The sequence below is a fragment of the Desemzia sp. AGC72 genome (assembly GCF_057334175.1).
Genome location: NZ_JBHFIG010000001.1, coordinates 194,742 through 219,903, shown reverse-complemented (window position 1 = coordinate 219,903; position 25,162 = coordinate 194,742). Strand labels below are relative to the sequence as shown.

21 protein-coding genes and 1 pseudogene are annotated in these 25,162 nt (G+C 31.8%); 2 read left to right on the top strand and 20 right to left on the bottom strand.

What is annotated here, in order from left to right:
* Positions 1-15 precede the first annotated feature (15 nt).
* Positions 16-927: a competence protein ComK gene (locus tag ACE025_RS00985; RefSeq protein ID WP_485936544.1), complete on the top strand. Its 912-nt coding sequence runs from the start codon at positions 16-18 to the stop codon at positions 925-927.
* Positions 928-976: 49 nt separating this feature from the next.
* Here ACE025_RS00985 and ACE025_RS00980 read toward each other — a convergent pair whose 3' ends face one another.
* The 3 genes from ACE025_RS00980 to ACE025_RS00970 all read right to left on the bottom strand — a co-directional run bounded on the left by ACE025_RS00980 (position 977) and on the right by ACE025_RS00970 (position 3,728).
* Entirely contained in the window at positions 977-1,534 is a 558-nt protein-coding gene (locus tag ACE025_RS00980) for a sigma-70 family RNA polymerase sigma factor (protein WP_485936542.1), read from the bottom strand.
* A 712-nt stretch (positions 1,535-2,246) separates the two neighbouring features.
* On the bottom strand, positions 2,247-2,504 hold the full coding sequence (locus ACE025_RS00975) for a hypothetical protein (protein ID WP_485936540.1): 258 nt from the start codon (positions 2,502-2,504) through the stop codon (positions 2,247-2,249).
* 273 nt (positions 2,505-2,777) lie between these two features.
* Positions 2,778-3,728, bottom strand: a complete 951-nt coding sequence (locus ACE025_RS00970; protein WP_485936538.1) for an acyltransferase — start codon at positions 3,726-3,728, stop codon at positions 2,778-2,780.
* 183 nt (positions 3,729-3,911) lie between these two features.
* Here ACE025_RS00970 and ACE025_RS00965 point away from each other — a divergent pair.
* Positions 3,912-4,946 (top strand): annotated as a pseudogene (locus ACE025_RS00965) (IS4 family transposase).
* A 609-nt stretch (positions 4,947-5,555) separates the two neighbouring features.
* On the opposite strand, the gene ACE025_RS00960 reads toward ACE025_RS00965, so the two are convergent.
* The 17 genes from ACE025_RS00960 to ACE025_RS00880 all read right to left on the bottom strand — a co-directional run bounded on the left by ACE025_RS00960 (position 5,556) and on the right by ACE025_RS00880 (position 25,027).
* The gene (locus ACE025_RS00960; protein WP_485936536.1) at positions 5,556-6,644 is read right to left on the bottom strand and encodes a polysaccharide pyruvyl transferase family protein; all 1,089 of its coding nucleotides are present in this window, start codon (positions 6,642-6,644) and stop codon (positions 5,556-5,558) included.
* 16 nt (positions 6,645-6,660) lie between these two features.
* A complete protein-coding gene (locus ACE025_RS00955) occupies positions 6,661-7,704 on the bottom strand; it encodes a glycosyltransferase family 2 protein (RefSeq protein WP_485936534.1) in 1,044 nt (347 codons plus the stop codon).
* Positions 7,697-9,163: an O-antigen polysaccharide polymerase Wzy gene (gene wzy / locus ACE025_RS00950; RefSeq protein ID WP_485936532.1), complete on the bottom strand. Its 1,467-nt coding sequence runs from the start codon at positions 9,161-9,163 to the stop codon at positions 7,697-7,699. The genes ACE025_RS00955 and wzy overlap by 8 nt, the downstream gene beginning before the upstream one ends.
* A 52-nt stretch (positions 9,164-9,215) precedes the next feature.
* Positions 9,216-9,743: a DapH/DapD/GlmU-related protein gene (locus ACE025_RS00945; protein WP_485936530.1), complete on the bottom strand. Its 528-nt coding sequence runs from the start codon at positions 9,741-9,743 to the stop codon at positions 9,216-9,218.
* A gap of 111 nt (positions 9,744-9,854) precedes the next feature.
* Positions 9,855-10,976, bottom strand: coding sequence for a glycosyltransferase family 1 protein (locus ACE025_RS00940; RefSeq protein ID WP_485936528.1), 1,122 nt, complete (start codon positions 10,974-10,976; stop codon positions 9,855-9,857).
* 19 nt (positions 10,977-10,995) lie between these two features.
* A complete protein-coding gene (locus tag ACE025_RS00935; RefSeq protein ID WP_485936526.1) occupies positions 10,996-11,889 on the bottom strand; it encodes a glycosyltransferase family A protein in 894 nt (297 codons plus the stop codon).
* 17 nt (positions 11,890-11,906) lie between these two features.
* Positions 11,907-13,016: a glycosyltransferase family 4 protein gene (locus tag ACE025_RS00930; RefSeq protein WP_485936524.1), complete on the bottom strand. Its 1,110-nt coding sequence runs from the start codon at positions 13,014-13,016 to the stop codon at positions 11,907-11,909.
* 23 nt (positions 13,017-13,039) lie between these two features.
* Entirely contained in the window at positions 13,040-14,176 is a 1,137-nt protein-coding gene (locus tag ACE025_RS00925) for a glycosyltransferase family 4 protein (RefSeq protein WP_485936522.1), read from the bottom strand.
* 111 nt (positions 14,177-14,287) lie between these two features.
* On the bottom strand, positions 14,288-15,814 hold the full coding sequence (locus ACE025_RS00920; protein ID WP_485936520.1) for an MATE family efflux transporter: 1,527 nt from the start codon (positions 15,812-15,814) through the stop codon (positions 14,288-14,290).
* On the bottom strand, positions 15,807-16,754 hold the full coding sequence (locus ACE025_RS00915) for a glycosyltransferase family 2 protein (RefSeq protein WP_485936518.1): 948 nt from the start codon (positions 16,752-16,754) through the stop codon (positions 15,807-15,809). The genes ACE025_RS00920 and ACE025_RS00915 overlap by 8 nt, the downstream gene beginning before the upstream one ends.
* A 158-nt stretch (positions 16,755-16,912) precedes the next feature.
* A complete protein-coding gene (locus ACE025_RS00910; RefSeq protein ID WP_485936516.1) occupies positions 16,913-18,271 on the bottom strand; it encodes a sugar phosphate nucleotidyltransferase in 1,359 nt (452 codons plus the stop codon).
* 13 nt (positions 18,272-18,284) lie between these two features.
* On the bottom strand, positions 18,285-19,922 hold the full coding sequence (locus ACE025_RS00905; protein WP_485936514.1) for a phospho-sugar mutase: 1,638 nt from the start codon (positions 19,920-19,922) through the stop codon (positions 18,285-18,287).
* Between the two features lie 21 nt (positions 19,923-19,943).
* A complete protein-coding gene (locus tag ACE025_RS00900; RefSeq protein ID WP_485936512.1) occupies positions 19,944-20,819 on the bottom strand; it encodes an NAD-dependent epimerase/dehydratase family protein in 876 nt (291 codons plus the stop codon).
* Positions 20,816-21,451 carry a sugar transferase gene (locus ACE025_RS00895; RefSeq protein ID WP_485936510.1) on the bottom strand — a complete coding sequence of 212 codons (636 nt, stop codon included), beginning with the start codon at positions 21,449-21,451 and terminating at the stop codon, positions 20,816-20,818. Before ACE025_RS00895 ends, ACE025_RS00900 begins: the two co-directional genes overlap by 4 nt.
* Before the next feature lie 154 nt (positions 21,452-21,605).
* Positions 21,606-23,495 carry a polysaccharide biosynthesis protein gene (locus ACE025_RS00890; protein WP_485936508.1) on the bottom strand — a complete coding sequence of 630 codons (1,890 nt, stop codon included), beginning with the start codon at positions 23,493-23,495 and terminating at the stop codon, positions 21,606-21,608.
* A gap of 70 nt (positions 23,496-23,565) precedes the next feature.
* Entirely contained in the window at positions 23,566-24,276 is a 711-nt protein-coding gene (locus ACE025_RS00885) for a CpsD/CapB family tyrosine-protein kinase (protein ID WP_485936506.1), read from the bottom strand.
* 13 nt (positions 24,277-24,289) lie between these two features.
* Positions 24,290-25,027: a YveK family protein gene (locus ACE025_RS00880; RefSeq protein WP_485936504.1), complete on the bottom strand. Its 738-nt coding sequence runs from the start codon at positions 25,025-25,027 to the stop codon at positions 24,290-24,292.
* Positions 25,028-25,162: the final 135 nt, after the last annotated feature.

Genomic DNA, 25,162 nt, shown 5'->3' with positions numbered 1-25,162 from the left:
AACGAGGACGAAAGGATGAAATCAGACTTTGAACATGAACAACATCAAGAATACTTTACGAATTGGAAAAAGAGTTACGATGCCCAAAAAGAATTGCCAAACAATTTTCTCAACGAATTACCTGGGCTAAGATATGCTTATGAGGCCCATCTTCAACCAAATACAAGAAAACCGTTGCTGATTGAAGAAGATAACCTGCCTTTCCTCTTATCTATCAGTCAAGAAAAGAGCCATATTCTAATTGATTCATCTACATATTACGTTAAAGATATCCGTGACCGAAAAGATACTCCTTTTAATACCATTGTCTTTAGTTTAACCGAACCGCCTTTAGTGACTAGAGAAGTTTCAAAAGTGGTTATGGAACGTTATTTTGATCAGAAGCCTTTATGTTATGCATTTATTCAATCCCTTGGAAAGAGTTTTGGTTTCCATCAACGCTGTCCTTTTGTATCTGGACATGAAATTTTTATTCCTGAAAAAGGCTCCACAAATAACTCAACCAGTTGGTATGCGGCTCATCATATTTTATATGTGGTTGAATTAAAAAAGACTAACCAGATGAGAGTTTTTTTCCGCCAGCATCATGATTTACTCTTGGACATTTCGCCTCATAGTTTTAAAGAGCAAATTGATCGTGCTACGACTCTTTCGCACGTGCAGTATAAGTTAGCAACTGAAACATTCAGTCTCTTCAACAATACTCAAACCTCTCATCGAGCTGATGAGTTGAATATCATAGAAAAGCGCTTGATGGACCCTGGTTTTGTTTCCACATGCTTCACGCTAAAAGAGTTCACCCATTTTATGTCGCACTATCGCCTCAGTGAATGGATGGAAAAAACATTTGGTGAAAAAAATCCTTACATTGACGAATCTAGAGCAGATTTATTCAATGACGACAAAGAAGATAAACATTCCAAATAATAGCCAAAAAAGCTTATACCACTTTCATGGCATAAGCTTATTTCTATTTCTACACCTCTTTCAATATAGCTAAAAAGTGTTTTAATTTTTCTGCCACCTTTTTCTTCCATGCATAAACCGTTTTTCGACTAACTCCTTGCTTTTGTGCAATCTCTGTCATTGTCAACCGATTGACAACCACATCGACTAAATAAGACTGCTCCTTCAAGGTCAATAACGGCAGCATCTGTGCCAGCAGATCTATTTCTTGATATCCCTGCTCAATAGAAGCATGCTGATCTGGCTGTTGTCCTTCTAAGTCTTCCGGCCAAGCCATCTCGCTTTCCCATTTCCGTCTCTGCTTACGCAGCAAGTCAATCATATGCCAGTACACCCTTTGATAAGCATATCCACCAAATTGCTTCAAATACTCCTCTTGTTCCAAGTCTTGTGGGTATGTTTCGTAAGCTTCCACTAATTTTATGAGGCCTTGCTGCACAAAATCTTCGTAATCCGGATGCATACGCCACATTCCTAATCGTTTCAACGCTCCATGAACCATTCCTGAATACTGATCAAAAAAATCCCGTTCCTTGTCTTCCGTCAATTTTCTTATCATCTTTGTCATATCCTTCAAGTGGTGTTACAAGGCCTTGTACACTTGTAGAATACTGCACTCCCACAAATCCGACAAAGAACAAAAAGTAGTAAAAAAGCTTTTGAAATTTCTTTTTATAGGAAGTTTAGAGACAAAGCAGCTTAGTTTACTTTTTAGATAAATACACATATAATGAGACATTTCACTTCAAATTATTTATGACTTTCTTTCCGACAAGCACAAACCCGCAACATGTAGCTTTTTTCAATTGATTGACTAAAGTCCATCTTTTTCTTATCAAACTTCACTCGGCGGATAAATTTATCCGTTTTCAACTGATTTAACCTTTGCAATAAATTTGTCTGTTACAGCTAATACTTACTAAATACTTTTTTATCAGAAAAAAATTCTAACAATAGCCTCTTCAGCAGACTATAGTTTGATGCTTCTTGGACAGTAATCAGTTTAAAGTGATCAGTATTTTTGACTTGTCCATATGTCTTCCCATTAGAAACTTTCAAATACTCATATACTTCAGGAGCTTGTTGCTATCCGCCTGATACCGTAGCCGCAAGTGCTAAACTGTTAGAACTTTAAGAAGAGCTATTGAAGATGTTCAATAGCATCTTTGCCGCCATGTGGATAAACATCTTACTCCTCCGCAAATGAACAAAAAAACCAAACGTTATTATAAAGGCTCCGGTTTCTTTCTTATACTAACAAACTTTGCACGCGCTCACGATCAATGTTTTAAATCTTCCAATTTCAACTCTATCATTTTTTTGAATGCTATCTCAATACCCTTAAACTTCCGTTTCGTCTTAAAGTGTTCCATCAAATTCAGACAAAGTTCATAAGCATCTAGTGTTTCTTTATATGTAGTAAATTTATACAATATCCTATTTAAAAGTTCACTCTTATAACGGATAACGAATTCTTTAGGGTACAAAATAATCATTGTTACCCCGATAGGCACACTATAAATCATTTTTGATCGCATACTCGCTTCCCCATATCATTGCATTTTATGAATACGTTTTATTTCATTGTTTAAGTTTATCTTGTATCTATTCATTTTATAAAATAGAAAATAAAAAAGACTGAACCATTCAATTGATTCAATCTTTATTCATAAAATTTTCAAAAATAAAAAAATGGTACAGTTTAAACAAATAGACACAATTTTTTTATAACTATAGATTATCAGCAGCTTTCTTTATTTTCATTTAACGCGTACTTTGGTTCAACAGTATCTCACATCATTGATATGTTTCTATAATATAGGCTTTATAAAAAATCTAGTAATATTAGTTGAGATTATCATTACTACAACTAATCCTAAAGAAATATAAAAAAGTGGTATAGAACCAAATGATAAATAACCTGCAAATAATCTATATCCATCTAAAACTAATGGATGTATTAAGTATATTCCGTAAGAAAAATTTCCTAATTTGATTATTATATTTTGGAATTTACTATTTTTCACGTTAAAGCTTAGTACAAATGTGAAAAATGCTATAGAATATAGAATAACAGAAGGCCTAAGTGACGTACTAACCTCTGAAACAACCGATTCTGTTACCACTATTAAAGCCGAAATTATTAGAATAAGACTTATTTTTTTTTGGTTTTGTTTAATGATGCTAAGTTTATTATCAAAATCAATCGCTAACCATATACCAAAGACGAAGTAAAACAACCAACTGAATATATTTTGTTCTATATTCAATAATTCGATACCAGTAATAAAGTAAACTCCTTGGCTAATTAAAGTTATCAATAACGCTATTAATAAACCAAATTTTCGTATAGCCAAGTAGTAAAGAAGCGGGTAAATAATATACAAAGCTACTGTAATGGGAACATAATACAAATGTGTTCTGTTTGTTCCAAGTAATACGCGTGTTAGTAATTTTATTGCATTAAAACTTTCATCACCAAACAAGATAAATTGATAAAAGTAGTAAACTACACTCCAAATTAAATACATCGGTATAATCTTCCATACTTGATTTATCAAAAATTTGAAATAACCATTTTTTAACTTATGAGACATGGTTAATCCCAAACCTGAAAGAATCAAGAAAATGGGGACCGCTACTCGTGATAATTGATTAACAAATACGCCAGTAAAGTTATCTAACGAATTCCCATTCAAGTAAAAATTTGTTATGTGTATCAAAACTACAAATATAATACCTATTCCTCTTAATAAATCCATCTGCTTTATCCGATTTCTCATTCGTTCCTCCTTTGCAATCATCAATATATAATGTTTTGAGTCATTAGTTTTGCGTTAAACACATTACGTTTCACAAGATTATAAATCTATTCCAATATACAAAAACGTCCTTTATGCTGAACTTAAACGACTTATTCAAGACCAATAAAAAGGACCCAACATATGGATAAGTATAAACAAAATTCTACTTTTGATAAATACTATAAAAAGCTTAGTTTCTTTCAAGCTCTTCAAATGTTTCTTCATGCAATCAATGAAGAGAAAGAAAGTCTTAGAGATATCGATACCACTTTTGTTTCTAAAGAAATTCAAAAAGAGATTAGGATTGATAGTATCAGTTATTTTTAACTTTCCAGAGTTCTTCCCAAAATGGATTCAGAGATTCTTATAGCTATTTTTTGTCAGCTTATCAGTTAAGCCCAAAAGAAAATGTCTTTTGAAAAACGAAATAGTCTTTATCAAATTGACTTTTCAAGCTTTTCCCTTGATCGAGATCTTTCTCAAATGGCTAACTTTCGTAAAAAAATTCAGGAGTCAAGCTTCACTTAAAGCTCTACTTTATGGACAATAAGCACTTTTACCTGATGATTTTACGATAACAAATAGTATTGAACATGATACAAGTCAGTTGGTAGCCTTAGTTAATCAACCTGAAACAACATATATATTTGGTATTGGTTATCTAGCCTTTAAACGAATGGACAAAATCACATTGGGATAGTTACTTCTTTTGGACAAGAATCAAAAAGAATACAAATACACATGTTTTGGAAACACTAACGGCATTAAAAGATGAACTTATTATCAGCGACCACATGGTCGCATTAGGTACTCAAAACTATATAACGTCTCGTCTTCCCTTAATGACTATCCAAAATCAAAATGGGAAATACTTCAATTCATCACAAATCTTTTTGAATGCTCATCTGCTGAAATTGCAGAGACGTATAAAGCTCATTGGCAAATAGAACTGTTCTTTAAACACATTAAACAACATATGTCTATCAAAAAGTTCTTTTCAAGAAGCGAATGTGGACTCATGAATCAATTGATCTAGCCATGATTGCCAGTTTATTGACTTATTTAATTGAGTTAAGAACAAAGACGAGACGTTCTATTTTCAAAATTAAATAACTTTTTCAATATCGCCTATTTCAACCAACTGAGAAATGGGTTGAACTTTTAATACCAATATGACTACAATAGAATATTATTGCTGCTGGTAATAAAATCAGCTAAATAAGCACAATTTTTTTAGAAATGGTCATCCTTTGCGTAAGAATTTTTTCTTTAGTTTTTCAAAAAAAATCTAGAACATTTTAACTATATTTATGCAATACTAGTGATTTTTCTGGAAAAATTATTTTTCTGCAATCAAACTTATACGATTTAAACAAATGCCTCGGAATGGCTCTAAACCAATGATTCATGATGATTTTTAACCTGCGGAATTTTTTCTTTGATTTATGTCCATTGTTCTTTTGGCAAGACGATTTTGCATCTATTCCACAATTCCATATTTTTCTTATACTATTGGTAGTAATTAAGAGTAGTATGGTCTTACTTTAGGAATTTAATGACGGTATAAACTGGTGTACGAAATTATTTTAAGTACATAGTTATTTTAGCAACCTTATATTTTGGTAGCAGTAAGACTCTATTATCAACAGTTAATTAGTGATTGCTTCTATATTTTCTTTAAACGGAAATAGATTTTGAGTTTATAACGAAAGGCATATTTATTTAAATTAATTTTACAATTAGTGATAATAAGAAGTATCTAAAAATCAAAAACAATCATCTTTTTTAACTTAATAAAAATTTATCCAATGCAAAATATTGTTTTTCACCCGAAGTAACTAATGCACTCTTATCTCTTGCTACAGAAAAAGATTCTGTAATCAGTTCTGACGTCAAAGAATCTACTTCCTCAATGGATTTCATGTTTGAATTAAGGTGATAATCATTTATAAAATTTGATGATTTATCACTGTAAATGAGTGAATAAAATTCTTTATCAAACAGAACAGACAAAATTATTGAATGGAACCTGCAAGTAATGATTTGTTTAATCGTCGCAAATCGCTTCAAAAATTCATCTATATTCCCCTTGTAATACAGCTTTTCAATCTGTTCTTTTCTTTCTGTTACCTGATTTAGAATCAATTCACTAACTTCTTCATCCCCTTCTCTTTCACAGAACGAAAGCAAATGAACCGTTTTCCCTTTGAGAGTAAAATCATTTACAATACTAACTATTTTACTTATGTACTCACCTTGGTAAGTAGCTAATTTTTTTCTATTTGCCAGATTTATAACCGAGATACCAACGGAATCTTCTTCTTCGTTAGAAACATAAGAGTTTATCTGATAACTCATAATAACATCTGCCTCTTGGCGAACATTCGTACGATTTTTAAATAAATCATATGAATAAGTGTCTCGAAAACAAATATCTTCTACAAATTTAAAAGCTTGGTCGTATTGTTCAAAAAAAGTATCTGAAGTATACGGACCAAAATTAGAGCCAATGACAAAGACTTGTTTCTGCTGTTCTTTCATGTATTGCCATAAAGAAAGTCTTTCAGAATAAAGTTTTTCCCAACCATCAAATTCAATAAAAATAGATCCACCCACACATACGAGCGCTTCTATATTTTGTTTCTGAATGAATTTCTGTTTAAAAGTGTTTTTTTTGTTCAATTTTGCCTGAAAATAATTAACGTATTTATTCAACTTCACAATATGAAGATTAAAATACTTTTTTTCAAAAATAGCATAATCCAATTGTGAAAAAATATAAAAATGGTGTTCAGGGTACCGTGTTAATATGGATTCTAAAAATAAATCATCACCTAGATTTTTTTCTAAATAAATATCTAAAAGAATATTCATACTTTCTCTCCTTAGTTCACGTTCGTTTTATTAACAGTTTAGCACGGCGCTTCGATGTTTCAATAGTCTTAAGTGTAATATGTATTAGTTTATATTTATTTGTTCTTAGCGAGTAAACCATAAACTTATCAAATATATTTTGAGAGGAAAAATTACACTTCGGAAATACTTCTTTAAAAATATTAATTGTCTGAATAACGTATTTCAATCGTTCTTGATCCGTGAGTTCATCTGTTCGATAAGCCATCCTCAATGCTGTCAATAAATGCTGATATATTTGATAGTTATGCTGCTCCCAGGTTTCTTCTGGTTGCCCAATCCCAACATTTCGTTGAATAAATTGTTCGACTTCTTTCAAAAACAAAACCATGTCATCTTTTATTTTTAAGTTTGCTTTTCTAGTAGCTTGATTAGGATACAAAACATAATGATAAAGATTACTATCAATAATTTTAAATTGAGTAACTTGACGGAAATAATTTAAATTAAATAGAATATCCTCTCCCATACGTACTCCCTCAGGAAAGTAAATATTATTCTGTCTAATAACAGAAGTAACATACAATTTATTCCATGGCGGATTTGTAAGACCAGTTTCATAATAGTGCCAAAAATTAGAAGCTAATTCAAAAACAGTTAATTCTTTATCACCTTCTTTTCCAGAATTAACTGTTTTTATATTATCGCTCTCTAGATCGTGTATGTAGTTACCATAAATAATTAACTCATCTTTGTTTTTAAAGTGGCTTAGCAGTATTTCAATTAAATCCATTTCAACATAATCATCGCTATCAACAAAGAGAATAAATTCCCCTTTTGCAATATTAATTCCTGTATTACGGGCTACTGAAACACCAGCATTTGTTTTTTGGATAACCTTTATTCTTTTATCTAGTTTTTCTTTTTTTCTACAAATTTCCAAGCTGCAATCGGTGGAACCATCGTCAATTAGTATCAATTCAAGGTTTGGATAGGTTTGATTTAAAATAGAATCTATTGTTCCATTAACATATTTATCTGCGTTATAAACTGGGACAATAACTGAAACTAGTTTATCCATTTTTCTTCCTCCTTAAATTTCTGTTGATAATAGGGTATTGTCTGTTTGTTTTTACTTCATCAGCATTCTTTTTTCTAATAAAAATGCTACTAAGAATATAGATAAAAATAACTGCAAAAATATGGTTTCTATAAAGAATTGACGAGGCGCCTCTTATCCAAGAAATAAAAGAGTATTGAAACATAAGTGAATAAATAATAAAACGATAGTTTTCATCTTCAAGACTATTTTCAATTTTTTTTGTAATAATTTGCACTAGAATACCAATTAAAATAGCAGGAATAAAAGCAAAATAGTGAAAACTATAATACATCTCTCCTACAAAAGAACCGCCTATATTTGGTGTATCTAAAAGTAATGTAAAGTTAGAATTATTGTTAATCGTAGCTATCGAATCATTTACATTTGGAAGAATACTTACAAAGTTGGTTATGAATTGAGAACCCATGGAAAATGGAATAACAAATGGAGTCTTCTGAACAGTAAGGCCTACTGTGTATATAGTACCTCCAAACTCTTCAACTATTTTTAATATTGGATTCTCCACAAAAACATCCGTAATAACTTGGAAAACATAATCATTACTCTGCACATCATAAGAACGGAAATCGGCTACTGCACTCATAAATCCTGCACCAAAATAAGCAAGTAATAATAGAATCACAATATTTTTTTTAGTTATTTTTATATCGTATGTTTTTATATAATAATAGAGGACAAGAAGCAGCTTAATTACTTGCCACATTCTTCCTCCAGAGAACATTGTGATAACATAAAAAACAGAATACAGCCCAAGAATAATAGTTCCTCTTTTAAAATGATTTTTTGATCCCAAAATCATGATAATTACTCCAACTAAACTAAACGTAGAAATGAACCCAATTACGCCACTTACTTCCACATCAAAAGTCGCTAAGTAACCACTGTTACGAGCAACAAAAATTTTAGTGATTTGAATGTACATTTCAATTGGAAATGTTAAAACTGTAATAATACTTCCAATTTTGAATAGATTCTTTGCACTTATTTCAGAAAACTTACGTTTTTTGTGTATGACTTTTTCTCTTTCAACCGATTTTGTCAATAAAATTCCTGCAGATACCATTACTATCATTAGATAAGAAAATATTAGGGATTCCATGAAAGCATCAGAAACTATAATTAAAGAAACGTCATAATCAAACTGATAATTTGATGTTAATGCTTTAATCACAGGTTGTCCTAAATGAAATAAGTAGTTTAACCATGTAAACGCACCAGACAAACTGAACATTTCAATTTTTGTTAATCTATAAGCTACAAAAGTAAGCAACACTTGGAAAATAACAAAATAACCAATTACTTCAATCGCTGTTTGATATTCCATTTTACTAACAATATTCAGACAAAAGTAGAGGATAAGACTAATTAATGTATATACACAAGTGATTAAAGCATATTTATGGTTTATTTTTATCATTTTCAACTCTCCGTTACTTAATAGATACTATAATTTTTTCTTACATCACAACTTAATACTTTATTCTGTTACTAATCACTTTTGCAGGATTTCCACCCACAATATTATAATCAGCAACATCTTTAGTCACTACTGCACCTGTTCCTATAATGGAACTATTACCAATTTTCACTCCTGGTAAAATAGTTACTCTGCTACCTATCCAAACATCGTTACCAATTATAACCGGTCTCTCTTTTTCAAATCCTTGTTCTCGCATTGGAACTGTAATATCTTTAAAATTATGATTGGTTGTATAAATATTAACATCTGGTCCCATCATTACATTATCACCGATAGTAATTTTTCCATATAGTTTACAATTTATGCCTATCCCAGAATTATTACCAATTTCAACTGTGGAATCAAAAGTTGCTCCTTTTTCAATATTTATATTTTTTCCAGCTGACGCTAATATTCCTTTAGCTAAAAAGGCTCTAATTTTTTTTGCACCAAAAGAAAATTTACCATCAGAAACTGGAAGTTTTAGACCAATCACTTTATATAAAATTTTATAAACAATATGCACTTGACCTACCACCTAACTTAGTTAAATACTTAAAAGTCTGTTTTTTTATTTAGCTGCTATTGTCTGTATCTAATTAATTACAGATAATTCTTTCTACTAAATTAATTTATAAATTTATAATAATCATTTACTTGTAGTAGAGCTACCATAAATTTTTTCCCATTTTTTAGCAGTATACTTACTATCAAAATTTCTTTCTATTAATTCTATATTTACTAAACTTCTATCAACTAGCATAGAAATATATTCTAATATCCGTTTTTTCCAACTATCTTCTTCCTCTAAGTTAATTCGAGTACAATAGTCAGTTAATATTGTTTCTTCTGTAACATTGGCTGATATAATACAAGGTAATCCACTTGCTTGAGCTTCAACGAGACTGACAGGAAATCCTTCAAAAAATGACGGAAATAGTAAAATATCAAAGGCTTGTAAAATTTCATTGACGTCTTTTCTACTACCCAATAAAATACATTTTTTTTCTAAACTTCTCTTTACTAATTCTTGTTGAATTTTTTCATAATCTGGGCCATCTCCAACAAAAATCATTTTAACATTTTTTGCTTTTGCCTCTGTTATGAGTTGCTCTAAAAGCTCTATCATAAATGAATGGTTCTTTACAGGAGCTAAGCGTCCAATATGTCCGATTACCACTTCTTCAGAGGCAATATTCAAACTATCTCTCACTCTTTTTCTCACATCTGGGTTAAACCGAAAGTCTTCAATGTTGATTCCATTGTAGATTATTTCTCCTTTTTGTTGGAATTTTTTTTGTCCATATAAATAATTTCCTGCATCCTGACCACAACCGATATAATGAGTCGCGTTAGATAAAATAAAATATCGCATGAAACGTTTGTATATCTTGTATTTAAGATTTTCATGTACACTACTCTCCGTACTATGAGAGTGGCAAATCCGAACTGAAATTCCATTTTTCTTAGCTATTTTCAACAATAGACCACTATTCCAAAGTGTATTCACATGTATAACATCATACTTTTCAACATTTAATAAGGTATCAAATGTTGCTAAAAATTTTTTATAATCCAATTTAGGTTCTTGTATCCGAACAATCTTTGCTCCTAAACGTATTGCTTCTCCTTCGAAATCTCCTGGGTCTTGATCAAATACTAAAAATTCATATTGATATTTTTTAAGATCAATATTTCTTAGAATATTCATTGCATTAATCTCTGCTCCGCCAATATTTAAACTACCAATAACATTTAAGATTTTTTCCATTTTCCATCTCACAATTCTTTTATAAATATTTTTTTTTCCAAATATTATAAATAGCATAGCCAAAGGGGATATTAAAAAAAGTAAAGGCTTTTCCGAGACTATTATTAACTATAGTACTTGTGTTTTTTTTTGCAAAAAAAGAATATGCTATGTAAAGCCATGTACCTTTTAATCTTAATTTCAAAGTAAAGGGAGGTTTCGCTACATGTCGCCAAAGTTCTGCATGTCCTTTAGGGTTTTTAAGCTGCAGACTTCTTCCTTGGCTAGTTAGTCCTTCATCTAAATATTCTGTTATTTGAATAATCTGGTTAATTGTCATCATATTATGTTTTCCATAAACAGCAGCTTGAATATTAAGATAACTTTCTGATACAAATCTCTCACCAGAAATTTCAGGGTACGGAAAAGCTTTGAATACTTCCGTTACGTATACATCACAAGATTCCCCTTTTCTTCCCTCATTCAAATATTGAATATAATTGGTTACTTCTCCATTTTTTTTATACAAAGGATCCTTAGTTAAATCGTCTGAAAATCCTCTTAAAAATGCTATCCATCCAATTTGATCTGTTGCATTTATTTTTTTATATGCTTCAATAATGTGTTGAACACCATCTTTTTGCATATAATCATCACTGTCCAGTACAACAATATAATTTGACTCAATAAATGGATGTGAATGATTAAGAGCAGAGTGTTTGCCACCATTACTTTTCTTTTGATAGGTAATTTTAAAGGGAGCTGTGTGCTTTTTTCGTAAATCAGATACTATTAATTCTGTTTCATCGGTGCTTCCATCATCAATAATCAGCCACTGAAAAGTTTGTGTAGTCTGATTACTTAAGGATTGATACACGCGGGTTAAAAATTCTGCTCTATTATAAGTAGGTGTTACTATAGTTAAGTTATACATGGTTAATCTCCTCTTCACTAATTAAACAGAGAAAGAAATTTCTTAGCAATATTATTCCAATTAAATTTTTTAGCATTCTCATTAGCGCTTTGTCTTTGTTTTTTTCGTAGCTTGGTATCTTCCACCAACCGCAACATAGCATCTGCTAATGCTGTTGCATTCCCTGTCTCAATTAAAACCCCAGTATCATAGTCATTCAATTGCTCCATGATTCCACCTGCATTAGAAGCAATAATGGGGACCCCATATGAAACGCAGACAGGTATGACACCTGATTGCGTAGCATCTAGATACGGCAAGACCGCAACTACCGTTTCATTGTTGAAGAAACTTTCTACCTCTTCGTTTACGATCCAACGATTGTGAACTTCTACATGAGGTAAATTTTCAAAAGCTTTAGTATAGAGAGAAAAATCTCCCGAACCAGCTATGGTTAAAGTAACATTTTGCACCTTTTCAGTAACCATACGATAAGCGTCAGCAAGAACTTCTATCCCTTTATACTTAGAAATCGTTCCGAAAAACAGAAAATTGATTTTTGATTCATCGTAAATAAGGGTATTAATTTTGTTCGGCAAATCAGTATAGATGTTAGTGGTGCCCATAGGAATATGTATCACTTTCCCATTTTTATTGTATTTTTGCTCAACAAAATCAATAAACATGTTGCTTAAAACAATTATGTAATCCGCGTTATTCAAAATAGATGTCTCTCCGAATAATTGAAGAGCTCTCTTGTTTTTATCTCCACTATGAGCAATTGGATCATGCAATGCAACGATCTTTTGAGCGTCTCTAAATAGTCGGTTAATTCTTTTTGTCCAAAAAGTAATCATTGGAACAATAATCTGAGTTACTTCATAACCGGTCAGTTCTGCTTTGATTTGCTTACGATGCTTACTCCACCAGAGAGAGTTTATGATGAGTTCTCTGGAATTAGCATACGTGTCCAAGATAATCAGTTTTTCTAATTTCATCTTTTTCCATTGATTTAAATCTTCATTTAAAGCTGAAATAACGGCAACTGTAGGAACTCCTTGGTTGACTAAACCTAAAGTCAGTTCATACGTATACTGCGCTCCCCCACCTTTACTTCCAGTGTAATTGATTAAACAAACTTTCTTCATACATACTTACTCCATTCTATTAGTTAAGTGAGAGAGTATATTCGTTCCATTTCTTTATTGACTATTTCTTTATCAAAGTTCTCAATTTTTTTCATATTGTATTCGCCCATTGCTTTTCTTTCACTTTCATCTTTCATTAAATGAACAAGGTCTTGTTCTATTTTTGTTTGACTATCTAAATCAAATAAAAGACCTCCCTTTTCATCAATTAAATCCTTATTCCCTCGTATGTTACTCACTAAGCATGGCAACCCGGCAGCCATCGCTTCCATCAATGCAACGGACAGTCCTTCTCTTTTAGAAGGAAAACAATAAATATCTGCAATTTTTAATATCTCTTCGACATCTTTTCGATACCCAAGAAACTGGACCTTATCTCTCAGATTAAGTTTTTGAGCTAAGGCAGTTAAATTAGAAAGTTCAGCTCCTTGCCCACAAATTACATATCTAAATGGTTGGTTTATGGAGGATAATGCAGATAAGACCATTTTGTGATTTTTATTTTCATTTAGTTCCCCGATAGATAAAAGAAGAAGTTCATTTTGAATCCCAAGCTCGCTTCGTTTCTTATTTGTACTAACTTCTACCTGTCTAATTTTCTTGGTATCAATCCCAATACCAGGAACATAATTAACTTTTTTAGCTTTAAATGATTTTGCACGTTGATAGTCTTCTTGATTGATTGTAATCAAAGCATCCGTGTACCTAGATAACCAGAATTCTAGAGGATAATACATCAACCAATTAATAATTGAACTACCTTTAAAGAAATGAAAACCATGAGCTGTATATATTAATTTTGTTCCTTTTTTTCGACACTTCCGTGCTGCCATCCTTCCAATAGCCGCACCAATTGGAGAATGAAAATGAATAAGATCAAAATTACCATCATTTATAATTTTTTTTGACAAAGAATAAGAACCCAAAATCTCTTTTAAAGAATTTAAATTTCGAGGAATTGAAATATGGTGCCACTTTACCCCAGAATTTTCTAAATCTCTTTTTAATTTATTAATTTGTTCCCTACTAATCGTATTCCCTTTTTCAAAATTGCATGCGACTTCAACCTGATATCCTAATTTTTTTAAAATTTGAATATTTTCTCTATTAAATTGATCTATCATGGAGGCTACCGAAGAATATATGAGAGCTTTCTTCATCATCAAATCTCCTCTAGTTTATATTTAAAAATAATTACAGTTCTATTCGAAATATCTTACACTTTAAAAATTTAACTTCTCACAAAACAGCTTAAAGTTGTTACATAAAAATCAAAAAAATTGTTTGATATATCTCTTTAGTTCTAAAATATACTTTGGAAAAAACACATAATCTACAAGTACATTTAAAAGAAATAAGGAAATAAAAATAACAAATGCATATATAAAGAATTCTATAATATTATCTATACTTATAGTAAAAACATTTAAGGATTCTTGTACCACAACTATAATAGTAAAAACCGCTAAATGTATTCCCCATTTTATTAAATGCTTAACTGGACTTCTCTTTAATATTTGTTTATTGCTAAAAATTATCATATCTGTAGTTCTATAAACTAAAGCAATAATTGTACCTAATAAAACACCGTACGCACCATATATATTAACAAATATTAATGAAGAAATTATATTAACAACTGATTCAACAACTGATTGTCTTTGAGTACCTCTAAAAAAACCAGCAGTATCAATTAATTGTCTTGCCGGAGTTCTTCCTACAATTAATGCTAATTTAATAGAAAAGAGGAGTGCAAAACTATTATCTAGATACATTGCGTTGTTCTCAAAATTTATAGTATAGAGTTCTAAAAATGGTAAAAACAATAAATACATCGTTATAGTTATCGCAAAAGAAAAACTCACAAATATTTGTTCATACAAATCATAGATTTTAGAAATGTTATTTCCTTTATCATCAATACTTTGACCTAATATAAAAGTAAAAGCATTTGAAATTTGAGTGTTAATTAAAGTAACTGAATTTGAAATAGTATTAAAAATTGCATACACACTAACAACTGTAAAGTTTGTGAAATATGTTAATACAAGTATATCAGTGCTACTAAATATTAAGCTTGAAATTTGATGTACCAATACTGAGTTTTTTTGACTTAATGATTCTAGTAATGGCTTAGATTTAAAGCTTATTGCTTTATATCTCCTCTTAAAAAAAATCATTAATGCTATTAATTGTATCAATGTTATAAAAAACTCTGTAGATTGTATAATCATTATGTTCAAGTTGAAATTAAGCAAGATAATTTTAACAACTAGTATTAAGATTGTTGTCACACTAGTGAAATAGCTGACAATATATTCTTTACCTTCTGCTTTTATTAAATTTATTCTAACTGGACTGATCCTAAATCTTAACAATCCTGTTAAACCAGTAATTAAAGTCAAATAAGCTTTTTGTGTTAAAGGTAACTCCCCACCTACCGTTAAAGGATACACTACTGACACAACTATTACAGCAATTAAATAAAACTTACTACTACTTTTATAAAAGTTATTAGATGCAGCTAAAATGCCATTTATTTTATTAGTATCGTTGTCCTTCACCGGACTATATAAAGCCTGCAGAGAGGCAATACCCACACCAGATTCAAGTAATATCAAATAAGAATACATCTGATTAATACTTGATACAAATCCATTTACATTTGACCCGAATTGTTCGATAAATAATCTGGGATAAACTAATCCTAAAATCATCATAATAACTTGAGTTATTATCCCGCTGGACATATTAAAAAAAACTTTTCTCTTATATTTTCCAACAGTATACTTAGCCATCCAATCGCCAGCTAACTTTATTTTTAATTTTTCTTTTTAGTAACTCTTTTCTTAATATGCAATTCATTAAAATCCTTAATTGGATATCATCCTTTTTCTTAATCCACGAAAATAATAAATCTAAATCTCTTACATTATCTCCACTAAAGAAATATTTAATTGTCATTTTAAAATGAGCAATCAACCATTTTGAAGAAATAACATTCTTTTTAGCCAATAATAAATATATTTTATTCTTTTCTTCTAAATTTTGGACAATAAAACTACAAGATATACTTTTGGAGATATTATTCTCGTGTATGTAATAAACTCCCCATATATTTTGATCAACATACGCGTCCCCGACTAACAATGCTCTCAAATAAATTGAAGAATCATTAAACATCTCCATTCTATCTGCTTCAGACTCAAAAAGCTTTTCTCGTAAAAAAATAGTACTATATGTCGAAAAAGGTTTATCTAATGTTATCTGCATTTCTTTTAAATAATCATTTGATGAAATATATCCTTGTACGTTTAATTTATTGAACTCAAGTTGATTGCTTTCTTCAAACTGTATGTACGAGTTTCCAGAGACAAAAGAAAGATTCTTATATTTCCCAAATATAGCTATAGCATTTTTAAACGACTCTGAGTTGCAGTAATAATCATCATCATCCATAAAAACTATATATTTGCCTTTTGCTAAATTTAAGCCTACCTTTCTATTTATGCTAGGTCCTTTATTACTATCATTAATAATATATTGAAATGGTACCAACGATTCTTTTTGATATCTCATTAAAATATTTCTTGTATTGTCTGATGAATTATCGTCAATAACAATTATCTCAATCTTTTGATAATTTTGAGATATAATGCTCTTAATCGCTCTATCAAGTAATAGACTCCTATTGCAAGTTGTAATAACTATTGAAATTAAGCATGTATCATTCAACATCATGATCTCCTTTAAAGGTTACTTATACTTTATTTTAGAACTAACTAAAATTAATATTTTTAATAAAAATAGTTACTATTTATACGAAATAAACATTTATAGAAAACCACAATTTAGAATTATTAATAGCTAGCTATTTTAACCGTCATAGTATCAAATCATTGTTCTTTTATATAACCTTTTTGTTTTCTATCTGATTTATCAATATAATCAAATTTTTGGACATCGTCAGAAGATATTTCTTCCCCAATTCCAACTTCAATTAATTTAAGGTCTGTTAGAGCCAGTAAAGAGTGTTTTTCCCCTCTTTTTATATGGACTACATCTCCTTTTTCAATACTTCTTCTTTCATTTTCTATTACTAGACAACCTGATCCAGAAATAATGGTCATCGTTTCATCCCGAAGCGTATGACTTTCGTAATCCAGTGACTTTCCTTTGTTTAAAAAGATGCTTCTTGTTACAGAAACGCTATTATCGTCACTTTGACTATATTCTAAAATTTTTGAATGACCCCACGATGTTTCTTCATACCTAGGTAGTCTGGATAGTCCGCCTATATATTCTTTTAAATTTGAACTTTGGATTTTGTCTGAGACAAGAATCCCATCCGGACTTGCTACTACAACCATGTTACTTGCTCCGATAACCGTTATTGGAACATCCAATTCATTGATTACATGAGTGTTTACTGTATTATCTGAAGTAATTACTTTACCGATATTGTTGTTATCCATCACTTCAGTAAGTGTATTCCAAGTGCCTAAATCTTTCCAAAATCCATCATATTCTACCATAGCTATCTTAGTTTCTTTTTCAGTAACTTCATAGTCAAAACTATTCTTAGGAAGAATCGAATACTGACTTACAACATCTTCAAACGAAGAAACGTCAATATATTTTCTCAAAATATCTAATATATATCTCGGTTTAAAGACAAAAATACCACCATTCCACATAGCTCCTTCTGCTATAATCTCAGAAGCTACAGACTCTGACGGCTTCTCTACAAACCCTGTTACTTGATTCTTATTTTTCAATATGTACCCATATTTTGCGGAAGCATAAGTTGGTTTAATACCTAATAAACCAAGATTAGCTTCATTACTTTGTATCATCTCGTCTAAATCGAATAACTTCCTGAAAAAAGATACGTCTGCAAATGAATCAACTGGCATAATAGCAATTGTTTCATCAAGTTGGGCATTTTTTACGTAATAAAGATAAGATGTTGCCAATGCTATTGCGGGAAAAGTATCCCTTCTCTCCGGCTCAAGAACAACATCTACTAAATTTCCTAAATGATTGCGAATGGAATTTTCTTGGTTCTTACCTGTAGCAATCACAATTTCTGAATCCACACCCGATTGTCTCAGTTGTCTGTATACTCTTTGAACCATTGATTCTGGTTCTTGATTTTCATTTCTAAGAAGTTTTAGAAACTGTTTTGATCGGACATCATTCGATAATGGCCATAATCGCTGGCCTGATCCTCCAGATAACAATACAATCTTCATAAAAACACCTACCTTACGCTTGATTTGGTAATTGAATATTCAACTGAACTTCCAATTCTTTTTTCAATTTATCTAATTTCACTGACGCTGCATTTTGATTTATTGCCTGTATGGAATAATAAAATTTCACTTTTGGCTCGGTTCCCGATGGTCGTATTGCAAACCAAGAACCATCCTTCAAAATAAATTTCAAAACGTTCTCGCTAGGGAGTTTATCCATTCCAAGCAGATAGTCTTTCACTTCATCAATCTCAGATACTAATTCATTGCCCCAAGTTCTGGCTTTCTCCATTAGAGAATAAATTTGGCTTACGCCTTCTTTTCCCTGAATAGTTATAGAATCTAAATCATCTAGATAAAAACCAAATTCATTATAAAGTTCGTTTAATTGATCTAACATAGTTAACCCTTTTTCAGCATAAAGTGCTGCTATTTCACAGAACAGCCATGCAGCTGAAACGGCATCTTTATCACGTGTATGTGTTCCAAACAAAAAGCCGTAACTCTCTTCATAGCCAAACAAAAATTTATTCTCTCGGCTTTCTTTCTCAAGAAGATTGATTTTTTCGCCAATGTATTTAAATCCTGTTAATGTATCCATACTATGAAAATCACGTTTTTTAGCAATATTTGCGCCTAATTCACTAGTAACAATAGTTTTTATAATCATCTTGGCAGGACCTAGCGAATGGTTAGCAGTAAGATAATCAACGAATAACGCTCCTAATTGATTTCCTGTTAAAATTTCATACTTCCCACGATGTTTCACTGCTACGCCTAGGCGGTCACAGTCGGGATCTGTTGCTAATACCACATCAGCATCTACTTCTTTAGCTTTTCTAATTGCCAAGCTTAAAGATTCTCGATTTTCTGGATTCGGAGAAGACACTGTACTAAAATCACCATCTGGCAATTCTTGTTCTTCAACTACAAAAACATCAAATGATTCTAATATTTTGTGGATTGGCTTGCCACCAGTCCCATGTAAGGCTGAGTAAACAACTTTCAGCTTACTTTCTTTACTGCTTTTTCTTGGTATAGCTTGGATAAATTGATCGACCATTTGATTGCCAATGGATTCAAATAGGCTTTCATCTCTTTGAATGTTTTTGATTAGGTCAAAGTCAGGATACAATTTCATATAGTTCATAACTTCTGCTGCTTCTTCTGGAACTAATTGTCCACCTTGGTTATTATAAACTTTATATCCATTGTATTCTTTAGGATTGTGACTTGCAGTAATGACTATTCCCGCGTCACACTCTAGCAAGCGAACAGCAAAAGACAAAATCGGAGTAGGCATGCATTCTTCAAAAAGAAATGTTTTTATTCCTAAAAAAGTAAAGACATCTGCTGCGTAATTGGCAAATTCAAGTGACCCGTTACGAGTGTCATATGCTATGGCTATTTTAGGATTTTCTTTTTTATCTACTAGCATCTTACCTACGCCGTAACTTGTTTTCTTAATCGTGTACTGATTCAATCGATTTGTTCCAGCACCCATCAGACCTCTTAGTCCCCCAGTACCAAATGTTAATTCCTGATAAAATCGATCTTCAATTTCTTTTTCACTATCGATTTCCGACAGTTCGATTTTAGTATCTTCATCATAAGTTAACCATTCTGTGTATTTTTCATAAGAACTACTCATACCATTCACCTCCAGACCAAATTATCGTATTGTAGAGTCTTCTGTTTTTATAATTGATTCCTCGAAACTGTATATATTGTAGCTTTGCTTGTATTTACTCATCTTTCGATCATAACAAGAATCTCCAAATATCTTGTTAATAACATTTACTTTAGAATTTGCTCTAACAAGCATAAAATTAAATATAGGTGTTAAATACATCTTTTTTTTGTAAACTTGTCTGATTGTTTTGACCATTTGAGAAGTAGAAACATACTCTTCATTTTGTGGGCAAAATATACCAAAGTCATTATTAGTAATAATTAATTTGATAAACTGTGTCAAATTTTCGATATATAACATACTTCTTTTATTTTTGATATTTGGAAATACTGGTGATACCTTTGCAAATTTAGCCAAAAGAGGATAATTACCTTTAGAGCCTTTTCCATAAATCATAGGTGGACGTATGACAGCAACATTGAAATGAGCATCTTGCAACAGTTTTATTCCCTCCTCTGCTTCTAGCTTGCTTCTACCATAAAAATTAGCAGGATTAGGAATTGTATCCATAGTAATCATTTTTTCTTGTCCTATTTTCCCACTAACACCATACACAATCATGCTGCTCAGAAAAATGAATTGTTTTACTCCATCTTTTTTTGCCTTAGTTGCAACTTCAATGGTTAAATCCTTGTTAACTTTAAAATACAACTCTTCGTGACTAGCTTTCGTATCTTGATGAGCAATCCCAGCAACATGAACTATAGTGTCATATTTGCTAAAGTCCTTATTTTTCCATGAATTGCCTCTAACACTAATAGTATCTACTTTATATTTCCCTGGTTCTATCGCAAGCCAATTTTTTAGAGACGTCCCTATGTAACTATTTTTACCTGTGATTAATACATTTTTCATCTCGTGACGGTCTCCTTAGAACTTTTCTTGTCATCAGCATTTGATCCAGTACCACCTTCAACAACGCCATCTGATCTTAATACACTAACAATAGTGCCAAAGAAACATTTAGTGTCCATTAAGAATCCAATTTTTTCTACATATTCTCCATCCAATTTAGCTTTAAATTCAATTTCTAACTCATCTCTACCATTGATTTGTGCCCACCCAGTAATACCAGCTGGCACATCATTAGCACCATATTTATCTCGTTCTTCAATAAGATCATATTGATTCCATAGGGCTGGTCTCGGACCAATAGTACTCATCTCACCTTTAAAGATATTAATAATTTGAGGCAGTTCATCTAGCGAGGTTTTTCTTAAGAACTTACCAACTCTTGTAATCCATTGATCCGGATCTTTAAGAAGATGTGTCGGCATATCATTTGGTGTATCTATATTCATAGTTCTGAACTTCAAAATATTAAAATGACTCTTATGAAGTCCTACACGTTTCTGTTTGAAAAACACCGGCCCTTTAGAATCTAATTTGATGGCAATAATAAGTACCAAGAAGATAGGAGATAAGATAACAAGTCCCACTAAAGATAGTACTATATCAATTAACCTCTTGATTTTCATATAAACCATATCTATAACTCCTCCTGTGTAATAAAACATACAAATAACTTCTAACTAAGATTAGTATGTTTTATCGATTAGTTCAGATTTAAAAATTAGGGATAATGATGAAAATAGGGGCCTTGAAGAGAAGAGCCTCTTCAAAGCCCTGTAAATTATTTTTTTACCCATTAGTAAAAGCAATATTAGAATCTTTTGGGATTACTTTTTCTACAACAGAGTCATTAGTCTTTGGCTTGTTTTGTTGGCCACCGGCAAATGACACCAGAGCAGATTTTAAATCTTCATTTGTATACTGTTCGACTTTATGAATAAAATTCATGACATCTTCGATGGGTTCATTATTCACTTTACCAACGAAAATTTTATCATACACTTTCCGATTGGTATGTTCACTAGAAGCAATCAATTCTTCATACAGCTTTTCACCTGGACGTATACCGGATTCCTCAATTGGAATTTCTTTTTCCGTGTACCCAGATAATTTCACCATTTTTTTAGCTAAATCTAAAATTCTAACTGGTTTACCCATATCTAGTACAAAAATTTCTCCACCTTGAGCAAGCGCACCTGCTTGAAGAACCAAACGACTAGCTTCAGGAATAGTCATGAAATAACGTGTCATTCGAAAATCGGTTACAGTAACAGGTCCACCTTTTTGAATTTGTTCTTTAAATAGTGGAATTACGCTTCCCCGGCTTCCTAATACATTTCCAAAACGAACCGCTACAAAATTTGTTTTCCCTTTTTCGTTCAAACCGGTCACAATCATTTCTGCTACACGTTTCGTAGCTCCCATGACATTCGGCGGATTAACTGCTTTATCCGTAGAAATCATAACAAAGCTCTGGACATCAGCTGCTTTTGCAGCTTCCGCCATATTTTTCGTACCATAAATGTTGTTTTTCACTGCTTCCGTTGGATTGTATTCCATTAGCGGAACATGTTTATGCGCTGCCGCGTGGTAAACGCGATCAGGTTTATATTGTTCCATAACATTGAAGATTCGCTCGCGATCTTGAATATCAGCAACAATAGGAACAATTTCTGTGTCAGTATTCAAATTATTTAATTCTTTATTAATTAAATAGATAGAGTTTTCCCCATGGCCTAACAATAAAATACGTTCTGGAGAGAAGCGAATTATTTGCCGACAGACTTCTGAACCTATAGAACCACCTGCTCCACTGACTAGAACCGTTTGTCCTGAAAGTTGTTCAGCAATTTGTTCCATATCGAGTTTCACTTCTTCTCGACCTAATAAATCTACAACTTCAATTTCTTTAAATTTATTAACTTGATATTTCCCTAAGACTACTTCTTCCACAGAAGGCATTTGGTTAATTTTAGCACTTGTGTTTGCACATAGTTCTACAATTTCCCCTAGTTCTTTAGCAGGTAAAGATGGGATTGCAACTGTGATTTGTTCAATAGCATGCAATTTCACCAACTCTGGAATATCTTCAACTCTACCAATAACTGGCACTCCAAAAAGAGTCATACGTTGTTTAGCAGGATCATCATCTATAATACCAATTAACTCAACTTCAAAGTCATGGCGTTGCAAACTTTTAACAAATAGACTTCCGCCTGCGCCAGCACCAATAATTAGAGTGCGGACTTTTATAGCGATAGTCCCATTTTCAGATAATTCTTTCAGCTTTTGGTGATGTTCGTGATAAATTCGCCATATGATTCGGCTCCCTGGGATAATGACTACAGAAAACAAATAAGTTAATAACATAAAACGGAAACTGACGGCTCCCACAATCAACACAGTTAAAACAGAGGATCCTAGGAAAGCTAATGTGACAGCTCCCATATGTACTATTGTTTCACGAATACTTGTATAGCGATTAATTTTAAAAAACAATTGAAATCTGAGTGCAAATAATAGATAAAAAAGAACACTAAATCCAACTGCAGTCAAAAAATCATTTCTGGGTAAAGAAACATAAGGGCTTAAAAATACGTAAGAAAGAGTACTAGACATAAGTACAGCGAATACATCAAACCCCAGAAGAATTCTCCGCTTAGTTTTGCGGTTTATCATTAAGTTTCTCCCTTCATTAAAAAATCCAATTGGAAACACTATCAATTAATTGTCCACCACTAGTAGAGTCTTATTGCTCTTCTTCGCCATAGTAATAGTAGTAACTGTCACTAGCTTTTTCAACACGGTTAAAGACTGCTCCTAGAACATTAGCATTAACCATTTCTAACAATTCTTTAGATTTGAGTACTTCTTCTTTGGATGCTTGCCCTTTGGGTAATACAAAAATAGTTCCATCTACTTTACTAGCCATAATTTGTGCATCCGTTACTGCAATAATTGGTGGCATATCATAGACAACCAAGTCAAATCTCTCTTCAATTTCTTGCATCAACTCGTTCATTCGTTTAGACGCTAGTAATTCTGCAGGGTTTGGAGGAATAGCTCCACTCGTCAAAGCATATAGACCTTCAACATGAGTACGGTAAATCAGATCTTCTATTCGGGCTCCCCTATCAGTTAACAATGTCGTTAACCCATCATTGTTCCGAACACGGAAAGTTTTATGCACTGTCGGCTTACGTAAATCTGCGTCCACTAAAAGAACACGCTTTTCTTCTGATGCAATTGTTGCTGCTAAATTTGCTGAAATAATTGATTTTCCCGAACCAGGTCCCGCTGAAGTTATAACAATACTTTTTAGATTCTCATCTACCATTGAAAATTGGATATTTGTTCGAATAGTACGGAATTGTTCTGAAATTACTGAATTGGGTTTACTTGCAACAATTAGCCCTGGACGATCTTTCGTTATTGGGGACTTCTTTTTCAATCCAAACATTTTTTTCTCCTCCTTACACACGGCTTCGCGCGCTACGCGATTCTGTGTGGTGTTCAGAACCATATTGTTCTGATTTCAGTTCTTCTTCGGACATTTCTGATACTTTTCCAAGGTTTGTCCATCCTAATTCTTCGATAATAAATTTTTCATCCTTAACAGTGTTGTCCATGTAATCATAAATAAAAGATAAAATCATGCCTATTAAAAGCCCTATTAACAATCCGACAATTAAATTCAATATTGTATTTGGCGAAACAGGACTAATATTAGCTACCGCTTCTGAAATAATGGTCACGTTGTCTACATTCATTATTTCTCCAATATTTTCTTGGAATGTAACGGCTACAGTATTAGCAATTGCAGCTGCATCAAATGGACTATCGTCTGTGACTGTTAATGAAAAAACTTGTGAGTTATCTTGACTTCCAATTTGGATCTTGTTAGATAGTTGACCGTGTGATATATCAAACTTTAAGGTTTCACGAACATCATCTAGAATTACAGGTCCTTTAATAATATCCTTATATGTATTAATTAATTGTACATTTGTATTGATATCACTTTGCTGAATGACTTCGCCTGTTTGAGTGTGGTTGACAAGTATCTGAGTGGTTGCACTATACTGTGGGGTGGCAATGAAAAAGGTGAAAGCTGAGGCCATAATTAATCCAACTAAACCAAGACTCACAATCATACTCATCCGTTTTTTCATGATTTCAAAAAACTCAACTAAACTAATTACTTCTTCCATGGTTTCCTCCTATATGGCTAAGCAGCCAAGGTCTCTTAAATGTTATTACAATTTACACCAGATTTTAACAACATTCGTCTTTACTATAACATACTTTAAACATTATAATATGAATAAAATGTTAAATTAAGCATT

Coding starts and splice junctions, on each gene's coding strand:
- ACE025_RS00985 (WP_485936544.1), top strand. CDS start 16: ATGAAATCAGACTTTGAACATGAACAACATCAAGAATACTTTACGAAT.
- ACE025_RS00980 (WP_485936542.1), bottom strand. CDS start 1,534: ATGACAAAGATGATAAGAAAATTGACGGAAGACAAGGAACGGGATTTT.
- ACE025_RS00975 (WP_485936540.1), bottom strand. CDS start 2,504: ATGCGATCAAAAATGATTTATAGTGTGCCTATCGGGGTAACAATGATT.
- ACE025_RS00970 (WP_485936538.1), bottom strand. CDS start 3,728: ATGGATTTATTAAGAGGAATAGGTATTATATTTGTAGTTTTGATACAC.
- ACE025_RS00960 (WP_485936536.1), bottom strand. CDS start 6,644: ATGAATATTCTTTTAGATATTTATTTAGAAAAAAATCTAGGTGATGAT.
- ACE025_RS00955 (WP_485936534.1), bottom strand. CDS start 7,704: ATGGATAAACTAGTTTCAGTTATTGTCCCAGTTTATAACGCAGATAAA.
- wzy (WP_485936532.1), bottom strand. CDS start 9,163: ATGATAAAAATAAACCATAAATATGCTTTAATCACTTGTGTATATACA.
- ACE025_RS00940 (WP_485936528.1), bottom strand. CDS start 10,976: ATGGAAAAAATCTTAAATGTTATTGGTAGTTTAAATATTGGCGGAGCA.
- ACE025_RS00935 (WP_485936526.1), bottom strand. CDS start 11,889: ATGTATAACTTAACTATAGTAACACCTACTTATAATAGAGCAGAATTT.
- ACE025_RS00930 (WP_485936524.1), bottom strand. CDS start 13,016: ATGAAGAAAGTTTGTTTAATCAATTACACTGGAAGTAAAGGTGGGGGA.
- ACE025_RS00925 (WP_485936522.1), bottom strand. CDS start 14,176: ATGAAGAAAGCTCTCATATATTCTTCGGTAGCCTCCATGATAGATCAA.
- ACE025_RS00920 (WP_485936520.1), bottom strand. CDS start 15,814: ATGGCTAAGTATACTGTTGGAAAATATAAGAGAAAAGTTTTTTTTAAT.
- ACE025_RS00915 (WP_485936518.1), bottom strand. CDS start 16,754: ATGTTGAATGATACATGCTTAATTTCAATAGTTATTACAACTTGCAAT.
- ACE025_RS00910 (WP_485936516.1), bottom strand. CDS start 18,271: ATGAAGATTGTATTGTTATCTGGAGGATCAGGCCAGCGATTATGGCCA.
- ACE025_RS00905 (WP_485936514.1), bottom strand. CDS start 19,922: ATGAGTAGTTCTTATGAAAAATACACAGAATGGTTAACTTATGATGAA.
- ACE025_RS00900 (WP_485936512.1), bottom strand. CDS start 20,819: ATGAAAAATGTATTAATCACAGGTAAAAATAGTTACATAGGGACGTCT.
- ACE025_RS00895 (WP_485936510.1), bottom strand. CDS start 21,451: ATGGTTTATATGAAAATCAAGAGGTTAATTGATATAGTACTATCTTTA.
- ACE025_RS00890 (WP_485936508.1), bottom strand. CDS start 23,495: ATGATAAACCGCAAAACTAAGCGGAGAATTCTTCTGGGGTTTGATGTA.
- ACE025_RS00885 (WP_485936506.1), bottom strand. CDS start 24,276: ATGTTTGGATTGAAAAAGAAGTCCCCAATAACGAAAGATCGTCCAGGG.
- ACE025_RS00880 (WP_485936504.1), bottom strand. CDS start 25,027: ATGGAAGAAGTAATTAGTTTAGTTGAGTTTTTTGAAATCATGAAAAAA.